Source organism: Varibaculum prostatecancerukia (genome assembly GCF_943169825.2).
Classification (GTDB): domain Bacteria; phylum Actinomycetota; class Actinomycetes; order Actinomycetales; family Actinomycetaceae; genus Varibaculum; species Varibaculum prostatecancerukia.
In genome coordinates this window covers 420,354-440,638 of the sequence record NZ_OW968402.1, presented here as the reverse complement: position 1 = coordinate 440,638, position 20,285 = coordinate 420,354, and the positions used below count along the sequence as shown (strand labels likewise).

Genomic DNA, 20,285 nt, shown 5'->3' with positions numbered 1-20,285 from the left:
ATTATCCGTTTCTCCTAGAGGCGGGCAGCAATCGCGTCCCCGATCTGGCTGGTGCTGCGCCTCAGCGGTTCACCGTTCTCGGCGGCGAGGGCACGCTCCTCCATATCGGCGGTGACTGCAGCGCGGATATTTTCCGCTGCTTGCGTCACGCCCTCGTTTTCTAGCAGCATCGCTACCGAAGAAATCGTGGCTGTGGGATCAGCGATTCCCTTCCCCGCGATATCGGGTGCCGAGCCGTGTACCGGCTCAAACATGGAGGGGAAGGTACGATCTGGGTTGATATTTCCTGAGGCCGCCAGCCCAATCCCCCCGGTGATCGCTCCTGCTTCATCAGTCAAAATATCGCCAAACAGGTTGTCAGTGACGATCACGTCGAAACGCTGCGGGTCTTGCACCAGGTAGATAGTGGCGGCATCTACGTGCGCATAATCCCAAGTCACCTCCGGGTATTCTTCCGCGACCCGCTCCACTAGGCGCCGCCACAGATGTCCGGCGTTGACCAGCACATTGTGCTTATGCACCAAAGTTACATGCCGGCGTCGCTTGACAGCCTGCGCAAACGCAAAGCGCACCACCCGCTCGACTCCAAAAGCGGTGTTGACGGAAACTTCAGTAGCGATTTCTTGGTCGGTACCCACCCGAATCGCCCCGCCGTTACCGCAGTACAAGCCTTCGGTGCCTTCCCGCACTACCACGAAATCAATCTCGCCGGGATTCGCCAACGGAGTAGGAACTCCCCGGTAGTAGTGGGCGGGGCGCAGATTCACGTAGTGATCCAGGCTAAAACGCAGCTTGAGTAGTAGGCCTCGCTCTAGCACTCCGGAGGGAACCGAGGGATCACCTACTGCCCCCAACAAAATCACGTCGTGGTTCTTAATGCTTTCCAGCTCGGCCTCCGGCAGGATCTCCCCGGTTTCCCGGTAGCGAGCAGCCCCCAGGTTGAACTCGGTTTTTTGTACGCTGACCCCGCTACCTGCCAAGGCAGCGTCCATGACCTTTAGGCCTTCGGCCACTACCTCTTTGCCAATCCCGTCCCCGGGAATAACCGCGAGTTTAATGGTTTTTTCCATACTTGTTATTGTCCTTTTCTCCCGCTACCTGGGTGGATAATAGACCTGACTGCGACTGCAGTGACTTCGTCGCTTTGAAATAAATATCGACAACGTTGACGCTGGCCTGTGAAAAGATGCGAGAGGGGGCTTGAGCCGAGCGAAGCAAGGCTCACCGGGGTCCCCCGAGCGCTTTTCACAGGTCAGCACTGCGAACCGCAACTATTTCCGTAGTTATCGCCCTTAGCGCTGGGCGTGCCCTTCCTGGTAGTCATCGTCAGTTTGATTCCACGAGAACATGGCACGCAGTTCGCGCCCAACTTTCTCGATGGGGTGGGCTTCTTCTGCTGCACGCATCTGTTTGAACTCCTGAGCTCCGTTGTCTTGATCATTGATGAAACGCCTGGCGAAAGAACCATCGCGAATATCGGACAAAATGCCGCGCATAGCCTCGCGAGTTTGTTCGGTAATCACGCGCGGACCGGATACGTAATCGCCGTATTCGGCAGTGTCTGAACACGACCAGCGCTGCTTGGTAATTCCGCCCTCGTTGATCAAATCCACGATCTGTTTCATCTCGTGGCAAACCTCGAAATAGGCGATCTCCGGTTGATAACCAGCCTCGGTCAAAGTATCAAAACCTGCTTGAATCAGGTGTGATACCCCGCCGCAAAGTACTGCCTGTTCGCCGAAAAGATCGGTTTCGGTTTCCTCGGTAAAGGTAGTCTTAATAACCCCTGCGCGAGTAGCCCCCAGGGCTTTCGCATAAGCTTTGGTTACCTGCCAGGCGTTGCCGGTTTCATCCTGTTCCACCGCGATTACTGCCGGGGTGCCATATCCCGCCTCATAGGAAGCGCGTACCTTGTGACCGGGGCCTTTAGGCGCCACCATGCACACGTCGTGACCGGCGCCCGGCTGAATATAACCGAAACGGATGTTAAAACCATGGGCAAAGAAAATCGCGGCATCCGGTTTCAGATTCGGAGCAATTTTTTCGGCGTATACCATACGTTGCACCTGGTCAGGAGCAAGAACTACCACGATATCTCCCTCGGAGGTAGCCTGCTCAATCGATTTGACCTCTAGGCCCTGCTCTTTAGCTTTAGCTACCGAGGACGAGCCTTCCCGTAGCCCCACGACTACCTCAACCCCGCTATCGCGCAGGTTCAGAGCGTGGGCGTGACCTTGCGAGCCGTAACCGATAATGGCAACCTTCTTGCCCGAAAGTGCGGCCATATCCGCGTCAGTGTCGTAAAAGATTTCAGCCATTGTTACTTCTCCTTTAATTGATCTGTGATTGAACGGGGGCCACGGCCAATGGCGACCGCACCCGATTGCACGATTTCGTTGATTCCATAAGGCTCTAACGTCTCCATCAGTGCCTCCAGTTTTGATTGCACCCCGGCAGCTTGAATCACCAGGGATTCGCGGTGTACATCTACTACCGAAGCGCGGAACAAATCCACGATCTGTAGCACCTGAGAACGGTTTTCCGCGTTAGCTTGTACTTTAAAAAGCACAAACTTGCGGGTAACTGAGTCCTGAGGGTGGAGCTCTACCACTTTCAACACGTTTACCAGTTTATTTAACTGTTTAGTTACCTGCTCAAAAGGCAAATCTTCCGCATCTACCTGAACAGTTATTCGGGAAATCGAAGTTTCTTCGGTTTCCCCTACCGCCAGGGAATGAATGTTGAAAGCTCTCCTGGTAAACAAAGCCGCTACCCGCACGAGGACGCCGGGACGATTTTCCACCAAAATGGAAAGGGTGTGACGATTGCCTATCACGATCAGTCCTCACTTTCCCAGACCGGACCCTGCCCGGCTGCGTAGATAACGTTGCTGTTAGAATCCCCCGCCGGTACCATTGGCCAGACTTGAGAATCGGTAGAGACTCGAAAGTCGATCACTACCGGACGATCGTTGGTTTCCATCGCCTGCGCAATTACTTGGTCAACCTGTTCTTTAGTGCGAGCACGCAACCCCAGGGCTCCATAGGCTTCCGCCAGTTTCACAAAGTCGGGAATATCCCGACCACCTTCACCGTCATGCAACAGGGTGTTAGAAAAACGCGCGTCAAAGAACATTTCTTGCCACTGATGCACCATGCCCAGTACCGAGTTGTTAACAATCGCTACTTTGATCGGTAGCTTCTCTAAGGTGGCGACCGCGAGCTCTTGATTGGTCATCTGGAAACAACCGTCCCCGTCAATCGCCCAGACTTGAGCCTTGGGGTTAGCTACTTGTGCCCCGATCGCCTCGGGAATCGCTACCCCCATGGTGCCCAGGCCGGCAGAAGTGAGGAATCCCCGTGGGTTTTCGTGCGGCAAGAATTGCTGCGACCACATCTGGTGTTGACCCACGCCAGTGCAATAAATCGCGTCCTTACCTGCCATTTCCCCGATACGTTTAACCACATATTGGGCAGGGAGCAGACCGTCATCAGGTTCATCATAGGCAAGCGGGTAACGCTCACAGATGTAATCCAAATGGTGCTTCCAACCGGAAATGTCACGCGGGTTACGCTGCATTTCCTCTTTAACTTTCGGCAGTAGTCCCTGTAGGGTCTGCCGTAGATCTCCCACGATTGGTATGTCCGCCACTCGGTTCTTCGAGATTTCCGCGGGGTCAATATCGGCGTGAATCACTTTGGCATCGGGAGCGAAAGCATCAAGACGGCCAGTTACCCGGTCATCAAAACGCGTTCCTAGCGCCACCATCACATCGGCGCGTTGCAACGCGGTCACTGCTGGCACCGAGCCATGCATTCCTGGCATTCCCAGGCAGTGGGGATCCGAGGACGGGAACGCGCCTTGTGCGGTCAAGGTAAGCACCACCGGAAAATCGGTTATTTCTACCAGTTGCCGCAGCTCCTCGGTCGCCTCCGCCGCAAGAGCCCCACCGCCTACATAGAGAATGGGGCGTTCTGCCTGCGCCATCAGTTTGGCAGCCGCTTTTAATTGCTTGGTATGGGGTTTGCTCGGCACTTTATAGCCGGGTAAATCCACTTTCACCGGCCAAGAAAAATCGACTTCACCATTTTGGGCATTCTTGGCGATATCCACCAGAACCGGTCCTTTGCGCCCGGTAGAGGCCAAATGGAAGGCCTTCGCCAAGGTAGTAGGAATCTCTGCGGCGTCGGTTACCAAGAAATTGTGTTTGGTAATCGGCATGGACACCCCTACCACATCGGATTCCTGGAAAGCGTCAGTACCGATTGCATTGGCAGATACCTGTCCGGAAATCGCCACCAGTGGCACCGAATCCATATGCGCATCGGCGAGGGCGGTCATCAGGTTGGTTGCCCCCGGTCCCGAAGTTACTATTGCCACTCCAGTTTTCCCGCTTGAAAGTGCGTAACCTTCCGCCGCATGTCCCGCGGCTTGTTCGTGACGCACGAGGATCTGGTTGATCGGCGAGTCATAGAGTGCATCGAAGACCGGCATGATTGCCCCGCCGGGTAAACCGAACACATCGGTCACCCCCAGGTGCTCCAGGGTAGCGACCACTGCCCGAGCCCCACTCATCCTTTTGGGAGGAGGTGCCGTGCCTGGTGACTGCTCCTTGTTACTCATCGTTATCCCCGTTCTGGTAGATGTTTCCTCGATTTTCATAAATAAAAAAGCCCCAGGTGTGTTTACCTAGGGCTTGCTACGTCTCGAAACGATTTTAGACGCGTTTAGCCCTCCCCGGTACCAGCAGTACTAGGGCGACTAGCTCAATAATTCGTTTCGTCATAACAAGCTTCACGCTACGCGGCATCGCCATTTCGGGCAGACCCATCTCAGATACTGATATTTTGCTCTGCTTTAGTTTCGGCTAGGAAAACCGAACCGGAATGAAATGGTGACAAATTCCTCGCTATTTTCACCGCTAAATGGACTTTGGTCTGAGAGTGCCAATAAGCAGTGTGACAGTATGGAGTTAGTCTTGAGGCTTTTTTAAGGAGGCACCGTGCAGACAGTCTTCCAATATCTGGCAGCACAACCTGTACTCGTACTTTTCGGATTGATCGGCATCGGCATGTACCTGGGACATTTCCGTATTAAGGGAATCGGTCTGGGGGCAGCCGCCGTACTCTTCCTAGCTATTGGCATCTCCGCCTGGGGTACTTCCACGGGCGTAGACATGGTCGCAGATTTCCCGCACGCTTTCGGCAAACTGGGGCTCGCCCTCTTCGCCTTCGCTATCGGGATAAACTCCGGAAACTCTTTCTTCGCCTCCCTAAAGAAATCTCTGGGGATTATGGCGGCGACCTTTGCGGTTCTTGCCGGAGGGGGTGTAGTCGCCTACGTACTCGGCAAGCTTGCCGGGATGGATATAGCCACTATCGGCGGCACTTTCGCCGGCGCCATCACTAACACTCCCGCCCTGGCAGCAGCGGGAGCAGCCGCGGGTAATGAACAAGCGGCAACTGTCGCCTACTCGATCTCCTACCTCTTTGGGGTTTTCGGGATGCTAATCGTGGCTACCCTAGCGCTCAACTACGGCAAGAACGATAAAGACCGCCCGGTTGCACTAGTTTCCCGCACGGTGCGGGTGGAACGCGATGACCTGCCCTCGGTGCGCGATATTCGCGCCCACGTAGACGGAAACGTCCGTTTTTCCCGGCTCCGCAAGACCGAGGACGGACCAATCGTGCGTCCTACTGCCGACACCAAACTGGATAAAGGTTCCCTAGTCACCGTGGTTGGCCCGCAAAACCTAGTGGTAGAGGTAGTTTCCGAACTGGGGCATGGCTCCTCTATTTCGCTTTCTGCCGATCGCACCGATTGGGACTATCGCCGAATCACTATTTCTGACCCCAAACTTTCTGGTCGCACCCTGGGCGAGCTCGGCTTGGAGGAACGTTACCAGGCTACCGTTTCTCGGGTACGCCGCGGCGACACCGACATGCTAGGACGCCCCGACCTGGTGTTACAGCTGGGAGACCGGGTGCGGGTAGTTGCCCCCACCAAGCACTTGAAGGAACTTTCGAAATACTTTGGTGACTCCTCCACCGGTTTAACCTCGATTAACCCCGTAGCTCTCGGGGTTGGTATGGTCCTCGGTCTTTTGATTGGTGAGTTCCCCATCCTCACACCCACTGGGGAATACTTCACGATTGGTTCGGCAGCCGGCACCTTGCTGGTAGGACTAATCTTCGGAAAGGTTGGACGCATTGGCCCGTTCCCCACGACTCTGCCTTACACCGCTTGCCAGGTACTTTCGGAACTAGGTCTATTAATCTTCTTGGCACAGGCGGGATACAACGCCGGCAGCCAGATCGAAAAAGCGTTTACTTCCGGTGCCTGGCTAGGGATTTTACTGGTGGGAATGGCGGTGACTCTCACCGTTGGTTTGGGACTGTATTTCGTGATGCGCTACGGCTTCAAGATGGGTGGAACCCGCCTGTCTGGTCTGCTGGCGGGTGCCCAAACCCAGCCGGCCGTCCTCGCCTATGCCAATAACCGCACCAACTTTGATCCCCGAGTAGCGTTGGGATATTCCCTCGTCTACCCCTTAGCGATGGTCGGAAAAATCCTAATCGCACAAATCCTCGGGGGTCTGTAATTCTGCAGGCGGGATAGAAGGCTTTGTTCCCCTTAAATAGGTGACGCAGTGTAATAAAAATCGCGGCCGTTTTACCCCTTCGTCCTGGGCAAGGTCACCAATAGGGTGGATAATTCTTTTATGACACCTTCACCTACCGATGATAGTTTTTTCGCCAGCAGCTCTGACTCTGATTATGTGCCACCTTCGCTAAGTGACGGACAATCTAAGGGCGACATCCTTAATCCGCACGGTAGCGAACACGAACAGCTACGCGTTTTACGTGACCGCCTAGCGGCGCAATCTGGGGTGGTAACTCGCCTGGGACGCACCCTGCTGGCTGCAGGTGCCAGCGCCTATATGGTCAAATTTTCGATGGCCAGACTGGCTAACGCCATCGGGATCGAGGCTCAGCATTCCCAAGTTACGTTTTCCGAGATAGTTACCTCGGTTTATGCGCATGGAACTTTTCGTACCGAGTCTCATGAGCAGCGCGCCTTTGGTACTAATGCGGCCCGTCTAGATGATTTACGGGTCTTTGTACGCTCTCTAAAACCAGGTTTACTGGTTGAGGACGCCGAGCGCAGTCTCGATGAAATTATCGCCCGCAAACCGCCCTATCCGGCGGTAATCAACTGCCTGGCATCCGGTATTGCCTGCGCGGGATTCTGCTTTTTGAACCGGGGCGGGGTGGTCGAATGCAGCGTAGTAGGGATTGCCGCGCTGTGCGGACAGATTTTGCGCCGCTTTTTGTTAAAACGCAAAGCCAATCATTTTGGGGTGTGGATGCTCTGTGGACTTTTAGCTTCTCTGCTCTATATGGGAATCACCCAAGCTCTGTTGCTCGCGGGATTGGTAACCGTCGGTCACCCCCAGGGAATCATTTCCGCTGTACTGTTCTTAGTGCCGGGATTCCCGCTGGTAACCGCGATATTAGACCTGGTAAGAATGGATTTCTTAGCCGGGATGTCTCGCATGACCTACGTCGTGATGCTGGTTATATCGGCAGGGATTTCGGTGTGGATGATCGCCACTTTATTTCAATGGCATATTGACCCGCCCACGGAGTTCCCAGTTAGCGGAGCTGGTCTCTACCTGCTGCAATTTATTTGTTCACTGGTGGCTTCATTCGGCTTCGCGGTACTATTTTCTATTCGCCCCCAAGTGGCGCTATGCGCTGCTCTAGTTGCAGGCTGCGTCAATGTGGGACGGCTTTTCCTAGTAGCCCAAGGAATGCTGCCGCAGGCAGCAGTAGGTCTGGCGGCACTTACTATCGGGATCGTGGCGCATTTTATTTCTCGGCTCAGCGATTTCCGTTTCTCACGCACTTCTCTGACGGTTCCGGCCGTAGTCATCATGATTCCCGGAGTTCCCCTCTATGCGGCGATTACCCATCTTTCGAACGGTGAAATTCCGCAAGCTACTGCCGCTTTAGTCCAGGTATTCTTTGTGATTCTTTCTATCGGCGTAGGCTTGGCGATTTCTCGGATGATTACCGATCCGGGTTGGAGAATCGACCGGGACACCGCCCAGCCAGGTCTATTGGAAAAAACCGGCTGGAACGATGAACAACACGATTTCCAAATGCGTTAGCTAAAGGGGGGAGCCTTTGACTTTCATCTAAGGCTCCCCCCTCCACATATTTTCAGGTTTTAATCCCTCTTTTGGTGTTTAGCTTTCCCGGGGAGTTGCCGTAGCATCTAGGCGAATCACCCCGTATGTCCAGCCGCGGCGGTGATACACCGCGCAAGGTTGCATGGTTTCGGAATCGATAAACACAAAGAACGGATGGCCCACCAATTCCATTTGGTATAGCGCCTCGCTAACGGTCATCACCGATGCCTCATGCAGCTTTTGCCGCACAATCACCGGGGAGTCTCCCAACTGGCTTTCATCCGCTATCCCGATTTTTCGTTCCCGAGGAATATCAGGAGAATACTCGTCATCTTCGGGAGTAACTGCCTTCGCGGCATCCCTCAAATTAAGTTCCTCGATTTTTAAAGGCTCTTCGTGGCGGTGTGAATCTCGGTGCCGGCGGTGATCTTTGGCTCGATCCCGGGCGCGACGCAGACGCTCATAGAGCTTTCCACAAGCAATATCTACTGAGGCGTAACGGTCAGAGGAACTGGCCTCGGCGCGAATAATCGGTCCCTTACCGAAAACTGTCAGTTCCACTTTCTCGGAGGTGTCTGCTTGCCGCTGGTTCGGTTCGTGAGTGAGCTCCACATTTACCCGCTGAACTCGCGGATAAAACTGTTCAACCTTAGCGACTTTCTCCTCGGCATATTGGCGGAAATTGGGGTGGATTTCGGCGTTTCGTGCTTCAACGATAATTTCCATTAGTGTCCTCCAGGGCACGGTATGGGGATCAAAGATCCCAGGTTTATGCGTACCGGCTCATTCCGGTCGCGGTGATTGCAGCTACCACCCCCTCTCGCCCACCTTTGGGCTTTTCAAGTAACAAAAATTCTACCTCAAAATGCCCTATCATTAACCCCTTTTGAGGTTGCGTTCGGCTATGCTGAGCGAGAACACCGCCTTTACCTGTGCTTGTGCCTCATTTATTACCCGAACTGCTTCCCGGATGGTGGCACCGGTAGTGATAACGTCATCAACCAGCAGCACTTCTCCACTAAAATCCAAATCTTTTGCCGTTCCTAGCTGCATACTGCCGGCGCGACCTCGTAGCCGCTCCTGGAAGCTACGTCCTGCTTGCTTCTTGGTGCCGGGTTTTAACTGTAGTAATCCGGAAAGACGCACATCCAGCCCCTGAGATATCAGCCCTGCTGCTATTCCGGCGGCCAGCTTGCCGGCGGTAGAGGATATGGGAGTTTTACCTATCCGGAAGGTAGAGGGCGCGGGACATACTAGGAGGGCGCGGGAAAGATAACTAGCGAGTGCCTTGCCGGCGACCGCTCCAAAAAAGAAGGGAAGTTGCTGGTAGTAGTAGGATCGAGAATGTTTCATCGCCAACACTACTCTGCGCGCTTGCCCCTGGTAGAGGCTCAGTGTCCACACTTGGTTTACGTCCACAGACATAGCGGCATTAACGCTGGTAGGAGGACGTAAAAACACTCCTCGACAGCGGTCACAGAGCCTGGTGTCTAACTGCCCACAGCCGGGGCAAGTTTCAGGAAAAAGCATGGTGGAGAAGGCTCGGAGAGATTTAGCCACGGGGGCACTGACTAACGCCGAAAATACCGAGGAGTTTGAGGATAAAGCGTGGGCACCCATAGCTAGAGTTTGTCCCAAAAACCTCCATCTACGTCCTAAAAAATAATTACCGGGGGAAAAGTTTAAATATTTATCTTTGGGTACAAAGCTTAATCGATGTAACCCCCAGCGACTCCAAATACCTAATTATTAGGAAGAATAAGCGGGATAGAAAATATCAGAGCCGAGTACCCGCCAAGACTGCTCGATATGCCCCAAACGCGAACCGCGATCACTGACTACTTCTACATTGCCATCAGGAGGATTCGGCACCAGATATTCGGCATTTACGGGAGCATCAAAAGATTCGTCGTAGGAATTAACCCCGAAAACCTGAACCTTCGGGGAACTGCCTCCTTGCAAAACCGCCACCTGTCCTGGATTTACCCAAGCAGCCGAAATCACATCCCGCATAACCTCGGTTTTATCTTGAGCAGGGATAATCTGCCGAGGAGTACCATCTTCCCCGCGTACTAGCGTCACCAATTGTGCCTGGAAACTGTAACCTACCTGCCACACCACTAGTCCGCGCACCCCGGGGGAACTCAAAGCGAAAAACGGGATTTTCCAATTGGAATCAGTAGGGAGTTTTAATTCTACAGTTGCCCCTCGAGCGTTAACCGCTACCAAAGCCCCTTCTTGAGTTGAATCGCCGGTGAAAGCCCAGCCCCAGGCATCTACCTGCGGGGCACGCAAATTATTTCCCCGATACAGCACCACCGGTGCTTTCCCTCGCTGCAGGCGCACCAGCTCATTTCCACCACGGATTGCGACGTGGAAATCAGTAGTGGGATTGCTGGGAGTCGGCCAGGTGATATCGTAATCTCCATTTGTCTGCGCAGTAAATACGCCGTTGCGTGACTCCGATTCCTCAACTACCTCACCATTTTTCACCCCGAGCATGACAGGTTTAGGCGAAGCCGCCGACTGCTCATTAGAACCTGCGAGCGATGAACCATTTTGCGAGAGCACCACTTCATCAATACCCGACACATCCAGCAAAGTGGCACGCAACTGTTGATAAAGTTGATCCACTTCCAGCTGAGAACGTAAATGGACGGTGTCCGGCAGCTCTACTCTCGCCTTTTTATTTTGTAAAACGACCAGGCTAGAAGGAATTTTCTTCATTATTGCCGGAGAGCTAACCGCTGGGGAAAGATCATCGCTAGGGCCGAAAAATAGAGATTCCAGAAGATTCTGAGCACCATTTTTACGGGGAACCCACCGGGGGTCAGGAACCAAAAAGCGATGATCACTAGACCAGAAATACACATTGCGTTTTGCAAAAGCATTCTTAAAAGCCGAGTTGGTCAGCACTACCCCATCCGGAAGGGAGCTAATCCGCCACTGCCCATTTTCCTTGGCTAAGGAATATCTGACGGTTTCTTCCGTACGGAATTTTTGACTGATTCCTGCTTTATTAAGACGCAAACTTGGCTGACCAGTCCCGGTAGCCCTATTTGTTTCCGAGTCAAAACCTATCTTCAGTTCCGTCTTGGGGTTAAGCACCGTAACTTCCTCCTGAGGCTTCCAGTGCCTCCGCTGCGAGGTAGTTAAAAATTGGCGGGCAATCCCATATTCATCGTAGGTACCGGCAGCGCAGGCTTGTTGAAAATCCGCCAGCAATTTTTCGGGAGTGGAACCATCCACTGGGCCACTGGCTAACTGCGACAATGGGTTTCGAGAATCAACGTTTACCTCACCTTTATGAACCGGCCCGGAATCAGGTAGCGCTGCACAAGCCGCGAGCACAGAGGCGGTAAAAAATGCCAATATTCCCAGAAAAATACGCTTTACAGGATTAATCTTTTTGGTTCTGGCGGGAGATTCTAACTGTCCGGAGGGCGCATTTAACTGATTTTTCTCCGCCCTTGCCTTTCCTATCTCCAGTTTATTGAACTGGCCAGCTATCCAGCTCATGAGGTTTCTCCTTGAGCGTCGTTATCTGGTATTTCTGTTCCGGGAGACTCCAGATTCTTAATTCGTCCTTGGATGTCAATAACGCTGTCATTTTCGGGCAGGCGTGGCAAGGGATGCGCCGGGGTCGCCTCTAAAATATCTGGAGGTAAATCAGCTGGCATTCGCGGCAACACTTCATCCCCAATTATTGGCTCGTCCCCTAAGGGAACATCGGTGCGAACTTGATGCACCTGCAAAGATGATTCCTCTAAGTTCTCCGATAAAATAATATCCTCGGGATGCTCATTCGCCCACAGCTGGCGGGCAGCGACCAGATCCTGATTTTCTACCTGCACCGGGATGTCATCGATTTCCTCTCCCTGGTGGCGGGGCAATAGCAAGGTAAAGGCGGATCCCTGGTGGGGGCAGGACAAAACCGTGAGCAACCCGGAGTGCAGCGCTGCATCCTCGGCAGATATTGCCAATCCCAATCCCGTACCCCCGGTAGTGCGTTTGCGGGAGGGATCCGCGCGGTAAAACCGGTCGAAAACGTGTTGGGCTACCATATCCGTCATTCCTGGGCCGTAATCGCGCACTTGGAAGGCCACTGCCGTGGCTGAACCGGCCACGCTAATCTGTACCGGCTTACTTTCGGCGAACTCAATCGCGTTTACCACTAGGTTTTGGGCAATCCGGGTAATGCGGGTGGAATCAACTTCCGCTACGGTGTCGCCAAAAGTTTCCAATTTAACTTCCACCCCCAGGCTTTCTGCCAGTGCCTTATTTGATTCCACCACCCCTGCTACCAGTGAGGCGATATCGACTTCCGACAGCGAAAGTTGCGCAACGGAGGCATCTATCCGAGAAATTTCGATGAGATCCGCCAGCATCTTGTCAAAGCGATCAACTTGGCGATGCAAAATCGTAGCGGAACGGGCATTAGTTTCCGAAAGCTGGTCACGTTCATCGTAGATTAAATCTGCCGCCATCCGGATGGTAGCTAGAGGGGTGCGCAGTTCGTGGGAAACATCGGATACAAATCGCTGCTGCAAAGTAGAAAGCTCTTCATAGTCACTGATCTGTTCCCGCAGATAGGTGGTCATATTGTTCAGAGCTTGGGATAGTTGAGCCAACTCATCCGTGCCCCGAACCGGCAACTTGATTTGAAAATCTCCGGCAGAAACTTTCCGAGCTGCTTTCGCTGCCCGCCGTGCCGGCGTCAAAATAGAGTAAGAAACCGCCGCCATCAGTACTGTCAACACCCCGAGCAGTACCGCAGTCCCCAGGAACAACACTTGATTAACTAAATAAATAGTTTGCTGTTCGTAGTCTAAAGAATAGACCAGATAGGTTTCGTAATTACCTACTAACGGCAGCACCACTCGCGTACCGACCACAATTCCAGGCACCTTATCTCCCTGCGAATTTCTTAGGGAAACCGACTGCCAGTGAATGCCACCCTCCTGCTGTACTGCTTTTCGTAAATTCTTGGTAATCAGGGATCGCTGTTCCGGGTCAATAATTTCGTTAATCGCCAGGGCGCGGTTTTCGTGCGGGTCTTTTAGCAGCATCGCCCCCACTCCGCCGGCACCTGCCGAAGCGTCGCGCTGATCCGAAATCAGGGTATAGGCCGCGTCTTGGACTCCCCCCACCGAATCCACTACCAAGGAATCAAAAGAAGTTTGCAAACTTTGCGTGCGCAAGGAGGCGTCTTGCAAAACAATATTGAGGCGTTTTTGGAAAATACCGTTTGAAACATGGGCGGTCACTGAACCAATCAGAATCACCATCATGATCGCGGTAGCCAGCGCCATTAGAGCAGTTAACCGAGCAGTAATCGAGGAAAGAAAGAAGCGGATGACCGGCAACTGAGCAGTTTTAGTACCCAGAAGCTGCAGACTCTGTCGCCACTGCTTTTGCCGTAGCAATCCCCAAAAACTACTCGGCGCCTCTATGCGCGCTACTGGCTGGGTTGGGGTTTGCGTATCCATCTACGCCTAGTTGCCTCCGGCGCGGTATCCAACTCCGCGCACGGTACGCACAATCTTAGGATGTTCGGGGTCTTCTTCGATCTTGGCGCGTAGCCGCTGCACATGCACATTAACTAGGCGGGTATCGGTGTTGGCATGACGATAACCCCAAATTTCTTCCAACAATTCTTCGCGACTAAAAGCTTTCCAAGGTGAGCGCGCCAAGGTTAACAGGAGATCAAACTCTAGAGGAGTTAGATCAATGCGCTCCCCGCTCCGAAAAACTTCATGGGCAGCAACGTCAATATGCAGATCACCCAGGTCAACGTCCTCGCCTTCCCCTTCGCTAGTACGCCCCCGCAACCGTGCCTTAATCCTGGCTACCAGTTCTTTAGGTTTGAAAGGCTTAGGAATGTAGTCATCGGCTCCCGCTTCTAAACCTGCCACCACATCAGCGGTATCTGACTTGGCAGTCAACATGATGATTGGCAAGTCAGACACCCCCCGAATCTGCCGGCAGATTTCTACCCCGTCTTTGCCGGGCAACATCACGTCGAGCAGCACCAAATCTGGCTGGCTTTCCTGAAAAACGTCAAACGCCTGGTCACCGTGGTGACAGAAAACAGATTTATAGCCTTCGGTTGACATTACGATGCCCACCATTTCCGCGAGCGCCTCATCGTCGTCCACTACCAAAATTTTCACGGTCATAGGTTCTATTCTGCCATGCCCAAGCGGTTTTTAGCGGCATTGGCCGCCCTTACTCGCATTAATCGGAATCTGGAAAGTCTATTTCAGCTTCGTCTACTCTGCCTGGTCAGGTAATCCCCCCGGTAACAGCCGCAGATGGCCGCGGCGCTGCTCCGGGGCTGGCCGAGATTCCGGGCGCACTCCCTGCTTAGCCTTAACGTCATATTCGTGTCCTGGATGTCCGCTTCCGCCGCTGGTAGCTTCCGGGCTAAGCCGCCCGTCCCAATTCTTATTTACCTTGGAGGTGGAAAGATGTCGACGTTTGGAGGCTTCTCTCACTACATTCGCCAAGGCTTCTAAATCGTCATCGCTGGGCTCCGCCGGACTGAACTCGCTAGCTAGCCGCACTACCTGCCACCCTCTAGGAGCAGTCAGAGTATTGGCATGCTCAGCGCAAAGGTCATAGGCGTGGGGTTCTGCCTGGGTAGCCAAGGGACCGAGAACAGCTGTGGAATCTTTATATACGTAGGTCAAAGTAGCTGCCGCCACCTGGTTACAGCCCGTTTTCGAACACTTCCTAGTTACCCGCACAATTGCACGTTAGCGGCGCGGGAAATAAAACCCAAACCAAACTCGCGGTAAGGTGCGTTCTCGTGAGGGGTTTGACACGGAACCGGCGAGATCGCCACGGACGAGGCGCGCGGGGAGTTACTTTTTTACCGACAGTTCCGTCCTGGAGGACGCGACGGGAAAAATTCGATCAACTGGTGGTTGATCTGGCGACCCTAGCTGCCCGCAAACACCCGGAGGTTAACCGTATCGAATTCGGGGTTGAGGATATTCCTCCCTCGGATCCGGCAGAATGGGAATCTACGCGGGCAGTGCTCGGCAGACTATTTCCTGCAGATAAGAGTGGGAAACTCGCTACCCGGATAGTGGTTTATCGGCTGCCAATCCAATGGCGTTGCCACACCTTGGCAGAAACAGAACAGGCAGTAAAAGCAGTGCTCGCAGAGCATTTAAGCAGCGAAATTAGCTGTTTACCCGAAGATGTGTTTCCCGCCTGTTAATATTTTTAGGCTGGCGAAAAACTTTTTCTCGGATAGTCCTTTGGCAAGTTGTTACAGCACGCCGTCAACCCTATTTATGCGGGTATGCAGAGCTAGGGATTAACTTTCACCGGAATCGCGGCTACTTCCCGAGCCGCCTTCCCGATTCCGATGGTGCGGAAAGTGCCGGAGGGATCCCCCACTAACTGCCCGGCGTAGCTCTCGGTTTCGCTTTGCCACTGCCAAACCCCGCTCCCCAACTTCACCTGCGATAACACTCCCGGTTTGACAGTAATCTCTTGCGTTTTCTCTCCGGAAATCAAAACGATTTTTTGGGGTCTACCACCTGTAAATGCCAGGTTGGCTGCTTGCTCGTTAACCAGCACTGCCCCTGCAGTAGTTGGCTTGGCTGAGGGATAAACCGCCAAAGTTCCTTTATCGGCGAAGGTTTCCTCCGCGAAAACCGCGGCCACCACCGGCTGATTGGATTTAAGTTTAACTGCCACTACCCCGTCTTTAACTCCCCCCAGCGGGATATCAAAAATCGCTCCCCTAGCTACCTGCAACTTTTTTGAAGTTGGCACCGAGGTTTCACCCTTCGTATCCAGTAGTGACACCTGGAGGGTCGCCACCGCGGAACTGGGGTTAAGTACCCGCAAACTGGATTTACCAGTAATTTTAGCTGCGGGAATCAGCACCTGAGTGGCGGGTGAAGCCAGGGAAGGCATATGCGCGGCTCCCGCTTTTTGAGCTCCGGTAGCCAAAGTGGAGTCCACCCAAGAGTTCAACCCGGCTCCACCGGCCTCGACTAAAACTCCTAGGCGGGTAAAACCGGGGGCTTGGCCGTCCAGCACCAGGGAGGCGTGGCCTTTCCCGGGAACTTTTTGCGTGACTTTGGCTCCCAGTGGCCCCTGCTCAGTCCAGATTTGAATCCGGGCAGTTACCGGCGCTCCTGCCGGGTTCACCAGGTGCAAAGTAGAGGCATTCCCGGTAGTGCTTCCAGGGGTAAGGAAATATTCACGATTAGAAGGCGCAGCACAATGGTCTGCGAAGAACCCATTTTCGCCCTCTTTCCCGCTGCCACTGACGTACCCCACGGCGACCGCATTTTTTCCTGCTACCGGTTTTAGCTGCAGTTTCAACCCGGATTTGCCCACTGATTGTGCGCTGCCCTCCCCCAACGCTTTACCGGAAGTGTCGGTTGCTGGCGCGGATCCTGCTGCCGAGATCCCTTGCACCCAAGCCTTAGCGTTCTCACCTGGCAAACCCGGGCACACTATTTGCTGGATGGCTGCTGGTACCGCCACCTCGCTCCCACTGCTCTTTGAGCTGGAGGCGACGGGTAAATTCTTTACTAGCACCACAGAGAGCCCCCCGGCAGCCAGGAGGATAACTAACGCGGTTAACAACGAAATCAAGGAGTTAGCAGCCGGTTTCTTCATTTGCGCTCACTCCTTTCTCCCAGCGGCAGACAGGCGGCTACAGCACCCAGATAGACCAGCAGGATCAGCCCTATCATCAGGTAGCGCCCCGGATTCGCGAGATACACTTCAAGTTTTCCTGAAACCCCAGCTGGGATCGTGAAGGCTTGCAGTCCTCCCTCGGATCGAGATTGCAGAGCGCGCCCGTCTACCCGAGCTTTCCAAGCCGGAGAGAAAGATTCTGCCAGCAACAGTTTGCGCTGATCGGAGGAGGAGGAAATATTTTTTTCGGCACTTAATACCCCAGCCGGTACGGTTTCCTGGTGCTTGCCGGCGGCGATTCGCACCCGCGCATCCGAACGCGGCGGAGAAAACTTGGAGGTGTCTAGGCGCCACACGCTGAAATCGGCATTGGTGGACACCGGATGGAAATAACTGGAGGCAGCTAGTTTGGCATTTAGCCCATCAGCCGCCGCCTGTTTGGTGATCAACAATTGCTCTACCGCTAAATCGGCACAGAGGGTTGCGCCCTGCCGGTCGTTTCCGGCCACTAGCGCCGCTAGAATCCGGCTTTCAGGAGCGGCAATCTGACCGGGTGATTTTGCCCTGATCACCCAGTTGGTGGCCAGCATTCCGGGTCCGGCGTCTCGGCGCATCGCTACCTGGTAGCTGCGACCTTGCCGATCTATTAGCAGCATCCGGGTTCTTTTTTCTGAGGCGGATAATATCGAGAAAGCTACCGGAGCGCGGTCGGCACCCGCCTTTAACGGCGTATTAGGGCCAGGAACTGCCCAGGTTGCTGCAGTAGCCAGTGGCAATATCAGTGCCACCGCCAGCAAGCTTCCTAGCAGATAGCGCAGCGGTTTGGCTGGTTGCACTGTACTCCATCCCAGCGCCGTCGCACCCGATAAACCTATCAGCAACAGCGAAAACGCCGGCAGTGGCCACGGTCGTTGTCCGGGCGCCACCATCTGCGCCGCAGAAAACACCCCTATTAAGACGCCTAAAAGGGCAAACAACCAGGCCACGCGAGTAGCTAGTAGTTCCCGTCCGGTAAATAAGGCACCGGCAGCAGCCAAAAGTACGCAGGCGAAGGCCCCTATCCCCAAAAATAGGGGCGCCCCCGATAATACTTGCCCCATAACCTGCAGTTGCGAGCGCATTGACAGCGGGGTAAACGAGGAGGGCGTGAGGAATAGGTAAGCCCGCAAACTGTGGGTACGCAGCGCCCAAATAAAAGACGGTAAGAGCGTAACCAGGGCGGGTATCAGCACCGCTATCCCGCCCCCTAGCTGCGAACAGCTACGCCGCCAAGGCAAATGGTTCTTTATTGCCGCCCTGAGGGCACAGACTAAAACCAAAGCTAACGCCACTAGCCAGAGCCAAGGGGCGCCGGCGCTTACAACTATTAGGGCGAGCGCCCCGATCCCTGCCGCAGACCTGCGCGAATAGTTAGGCAGGTACTCCTCGGTACCCAAAACTCCCGCCAAAAAGTAGGGGCGGCGCAAATCGTAATAGGAAAGCACACCCCAAACTGCCAGGGGTAAAAACACGTGGCTAAGGGCAGCGGAAACATTACCGGCCTGCATCGAAAGCAATAGTGGTAACGCCGCTCCCCAACTCAGCGCGATCAGGGCGCGCAGCGGGTTCACGCGGGTGAGTGCCGCTGATGCCACCCAGGCGCTAATGGCTGCCCCCAGTGGGGACAAAATCAGTAGCCACCGTAAAACCGCGGTGGGGGCTATCCCTAAGATAGCGAAGGGAGCGGTGATAACTAGCAACGGATAGGCAATCGGATCAGCCGGACCACTTACTCCGGTAGACAAGGTACGCCAAGAGTTGGTGGCCAAAAGCCAAAAGTCGTGCCAGTTACCGGGCAAGACACTCCAGAATCCGCCGTGCATTCCGCCTAGGAATGCTCGCATCCCCAAAAGGCTGATTACCAGGAAGAATAGGGCGAGTGACCAAGTAATTATTTGAGCGCGCCAAGTAATGTTTTCGAGTTGAGTTTTTGCTACCGCCCCTAGTTTGAGGACGGCCTGCCCGCGTTCCCGATTTACCCGCCGGATCAGGCGGCGGTTTTTCCGTAGTTGACTGGCGGGTACTTCCAAGCGGGAAAGTTCCCGCCGGGAAATCTGGGATTGACGCCGCTGAATCCGGCGCGCCGAAAGTATCTTCCCTAATGATCCCCACACCCGGTTAGCGGCGTTTATCTCTACCGTTGCCCGCTGCCCTTGTGAACGCAGCCCCCAGTACAGGGCTAGCAGCACCGATTTTAGAGGCAGAAATAGCACCCACAGCGGCAGCAGCAGGGAGTTGATAGTTAGGGCGCGATAAATATAGCTGTCTGCGCGTCGCGCCGCCCAGGATTTTTCTTTCTCCCGGAGTGCCTGAGCAGCCACCGGAGTAACCGGAACCGGATCATAAACGTAAACCGGCTGGTGAGGAACGGGAGCGTCCGGATCTTCCGGCTGATAATCCCCCGCGGTTTCCTCCTGGTCACCAGTTTCCGCTGCGTCTTTTTCCTCTGCTAGTAAAGCATCCTCTTGAGATACGGCATATTCGGGGTCGCTGGCTACCCCTGGGGGCGAGGACAACCCCTCTACCTGCGGGATTTCTTCTGAGTCCGAAGCCGGCTCTCCTTGTTCATCCGTCTGCGGACTAGGCTCGAGGGGCTGTTCCCCGCCCGGCTTCGCCTTAATTCCGGTATCTTTTTTGTCGTCAGCAGCGGAGTTTTGATTCTGCAGATATTTCCGCAGATGGTAGAGGCCGGCTTGGGCGTGGTAAATCCGTGCCGCCGGCACCAGGCAAACCCGGTAGCCCGCCATGCGTACGCGGCGCCCAAGTTCCAAGCCTTCGGTAAAGGGACCAAGCAGAGGATTGGTTCCACGCAAGCGATCCCAAAGCTGGGCTTTTATTAACAGTCCCGCGGTACCTACGGCCAGTACATCGCTAATCCCGTCATATTGCCCCTGATCAACTTCGCCCGGATCGAAGGGGGCGAGGCGCTCGCCACCGCGTGTGGCGTGAATACCTACCGAGGCGAGAGTTTCGGGTTTATCCCAATCCAGTGCTTTGGGGCCAGCGACCCCTAAAGTGGTGGAGTTTTCAAAAGCCTGGATAAGTTCGCCCAGGCAAGAGGCATCGGGGGCAGAGTCATCGTGAAGGAGCCACAGGTAATCCACTGCCTCCAAATTGTCGGCGCGGGCAGCGCTTACTGCTTGCCCCAGGTTAGCGGCTTTTACCTGCGAATAATGCAAGGGTGCATAGGGACGGAGGTCATCAGGGGTGAGGTCACTCGCGGGATCAGAATCCACTATTACCAGGGAAGTTATCGAGTAACGGCTGGAGCGGAGCGCTTTTAAAGTTTGCTCAAGATAGGGAGTGTGTCCCCGCGTGGCTACAAAAACCTGCACGCTGGGGTGCCGGTAGGGAGCGGAAGTTTCCGAGGCGGAAGCCACTG

The 20,285-nt window shown here is 54.4% G+C and carries 15 protein-coding genes; 3 read left to right on the top strand and 12 right to left on the bottom strand.

Annotated features, from left to right (window positions below):
• Window positions 1-14 precede the first annotated feature (14 nt).
• The 4 genes from KO216_RS01890 to KO216_RS01875 form a co-directional block, all read right to left on the bottom strand.
• Window positions 15-1,070 (bottom strand): 3-isopropylmalate dehydrogenase, encoded by a 1,056-nt coding sequence (locus tag KO216_RS01890; RefSeq protein WP_215522627.1) that lies wholly within the window; start codon window positions 1,068-1,070, stop codon window positions 15-17.
• 222 nt (window positions 1,071-1,292) lie between these two features.
• A complete protein-coding gene (gene ilvC, locus KO216_RS01885; protein WP_215522626.1) occupies window positions 1,293-2,318 on the bottom strand; it encodes a ketol-acid reductoisomerase in 1,026 nt (341 codons plus the stop codon).
• Between the two features lie 2 nt (window positions 2,319-2,320).
• Window positions 2,321-2,833 carry an acetolactate synthase small subunit gene (gene ilvN, locus KO216_RS01880; RefSeq protein ID WP_215524004.1) on the bottom strand — a complete coding sequence of 171 codons (513 nt, stop codon included), beginning with the start codon at window positions 2,831-2,833 and terminating at the stop codon, window positions 2,321-2,323.
• A 5-nt stretch (window positions 2,834-2,838) separates the two neighbouring features.
• On the bottom strand, window positions 2,839-4,623 hold the full coding sequence (locus KO216_RS01875; RefSeq protein ID WP_215522624.1) for an acetolactate synthase large subunit: 1,785 nt from the start codon (window positions 4,621-4,623) through the stop codon (window positions 2,839-2,841).
• Window positions 4,624-5,002: 379 nt separating this feature from the next.
• Between KO216_RS01875 and KO216_RS01870 the strand changes: the two genes are divergently transcribed.
• Window positions 5,003-6,601 (top strand): aspartate:alanine exchanger family transporter, encoded by a 1,599-nt coding sequence (locus KO216_RS01870; protein WP_215522622.1) that lies wholly within the window; start codon window positions 5,003-5,005, stop codon window positions 6,599-6,601.
• A 120-nt stretch (window positions 6,602-6,721) separates the two neighbouring features.
• Complete coding sequence (locus tag KO216_RS01865) at window positions 6,722-8,173, top strand: threonine/serine exporter family protein (protein WP_215522620.1); 1,452 nt, start codon at window positions 6,722-6,724, stop codon at window positions 8,171-8,173.
• A 78-nt stretch (window positions 8,174-8,251) separates the two neighbouring features.
• Here the strand turns inward: KO216_RS01865 and hpf are convergent, their stop codons facing one another.
• The 6 genes from hpf to KO216_RS01835 all read right to left on the bottom strand — a co-directional run bounded on the left by hpf (window position 8,252) and on the right by KO216_RS01835 (window position 14,943).
• Entirely contained in the window at window positions 8,252-8,920 is a 669-nt protein-coding gene (gene hpf / locus KO216_RS01860) for a ribosome hibernation-promoting factor, HPF/YfiA family (protein WP_215522618.1), read from the bottom strand.
• Between the two features lie 150 nt (window positions 8,921-9,070).
• Window positions 9,071-9,832 (bottom strand): ComF family protein, encoded by a 762-nt coding sequence (locus KO216_RS01855; protein ID WP_309547329.1) that lies wholly within the window; start codon window positions 9,830-9,832, stop codon window positions 9,071-9,073.
• 111 nt (window positions 9,833-9,943) lie between these two features.
• Window positions 9,944-11,713, bottom strand: a complete 1,770-nt coding sequence (locus KO216_RS01850; protein WP_215522614.1) for an LpqB family beta-propeller domain-containing protein — start codon at window positions 11,711-11,713, stop codon at window positions 9,944-9,946.
• Complete coding sequence (gene mtrB, locus KO216_RS01845) at window positions 11,710-13,683, bottom strand: MtrAB system histidine kinase MtrB (protein WP_215522613.1); 1,974 nt, start codon at window positions 13,681-13,683, stop codon at window positions 11,710-11,712. The genes KO216_RS01850 and mtrB overlap by 4 nt, the downstream gene beginning before the upstream one ends.
• A gap of 6 nt (window positions 13,684-13,689) precedes the next feature.
• Window positions 13,690-14,373 carry an MtrAB system response regulator MtrA gene (gene mtrA, locus KO216_RS01840; RefSeq protein ID WP_215522612.1) on the bottom strand — a complete coding sequence of 228 codons (684 nt, stop codon included), beginning with the start codon at window positions 14,371-14,373 and terminating at the stop codon, window positions 13,690-13,692.
• A gap of 93 nt (window positions 14,374-14,466) precedes the next feature.
• A complete protein-coding gene (locus KO216_RS01835; RefSeq protein WP_215522611.1) occupies window positions 14,467-14,943 on the bottom strand; it encodes a DUF3499 domain-containing protein in 477 nt (158 codons plus the stop codon).
• Window positions 14,944-15,014: 71 nt separating this feature from the next.
• Between KO216_RS01835 and KO216_RS01830 the strand changes: the two genes are divergently transcribed.
• The gene (locus KO216_RS01830; protein WP_309547328.1) at window positions 15,015-15,422 is read left to right on the top strand and encodes a metallopeptidase family protein; all 408 of its coding nucleotides are present in this window, start codon (window positions 15,015-15,017) and stop codon (window positions 15,420-15,422) included.
• Between the two features lie 92 nt (window positions 15,423-15,514).
• Here the strand turns inward: KO216_RS01830 and KO216_RS01825 are convergent, their stop codons facing one another.
• A complete protein-coding gene (locus KO216_RS01825; RefSeq protein WP_215522608.1) occupies window positions 15,515-16,843 on the bottom strand; it encodes a DUF5719 family protein in 1,329 nt (442 codons plus the stop codon).
• Window positions 16,840-20,283: a glycosyltransferase gene (locus tag KO216_RS01820; RefSeq protein ID WP_215522606.1), complete on the bottom strand. Its 3,444-nt coding sequence runs from the start codon at window positions 20,281-20,283 to the stop codon at window positions 16,840-16,842. Before KO216_RS01820 ends, KO216_RS01825 begins: the two co-directional genes overlap by 4 nt.
• Between the last annotated feature and the right edge of the window lie 2 nt (window positions 20,284-20,285).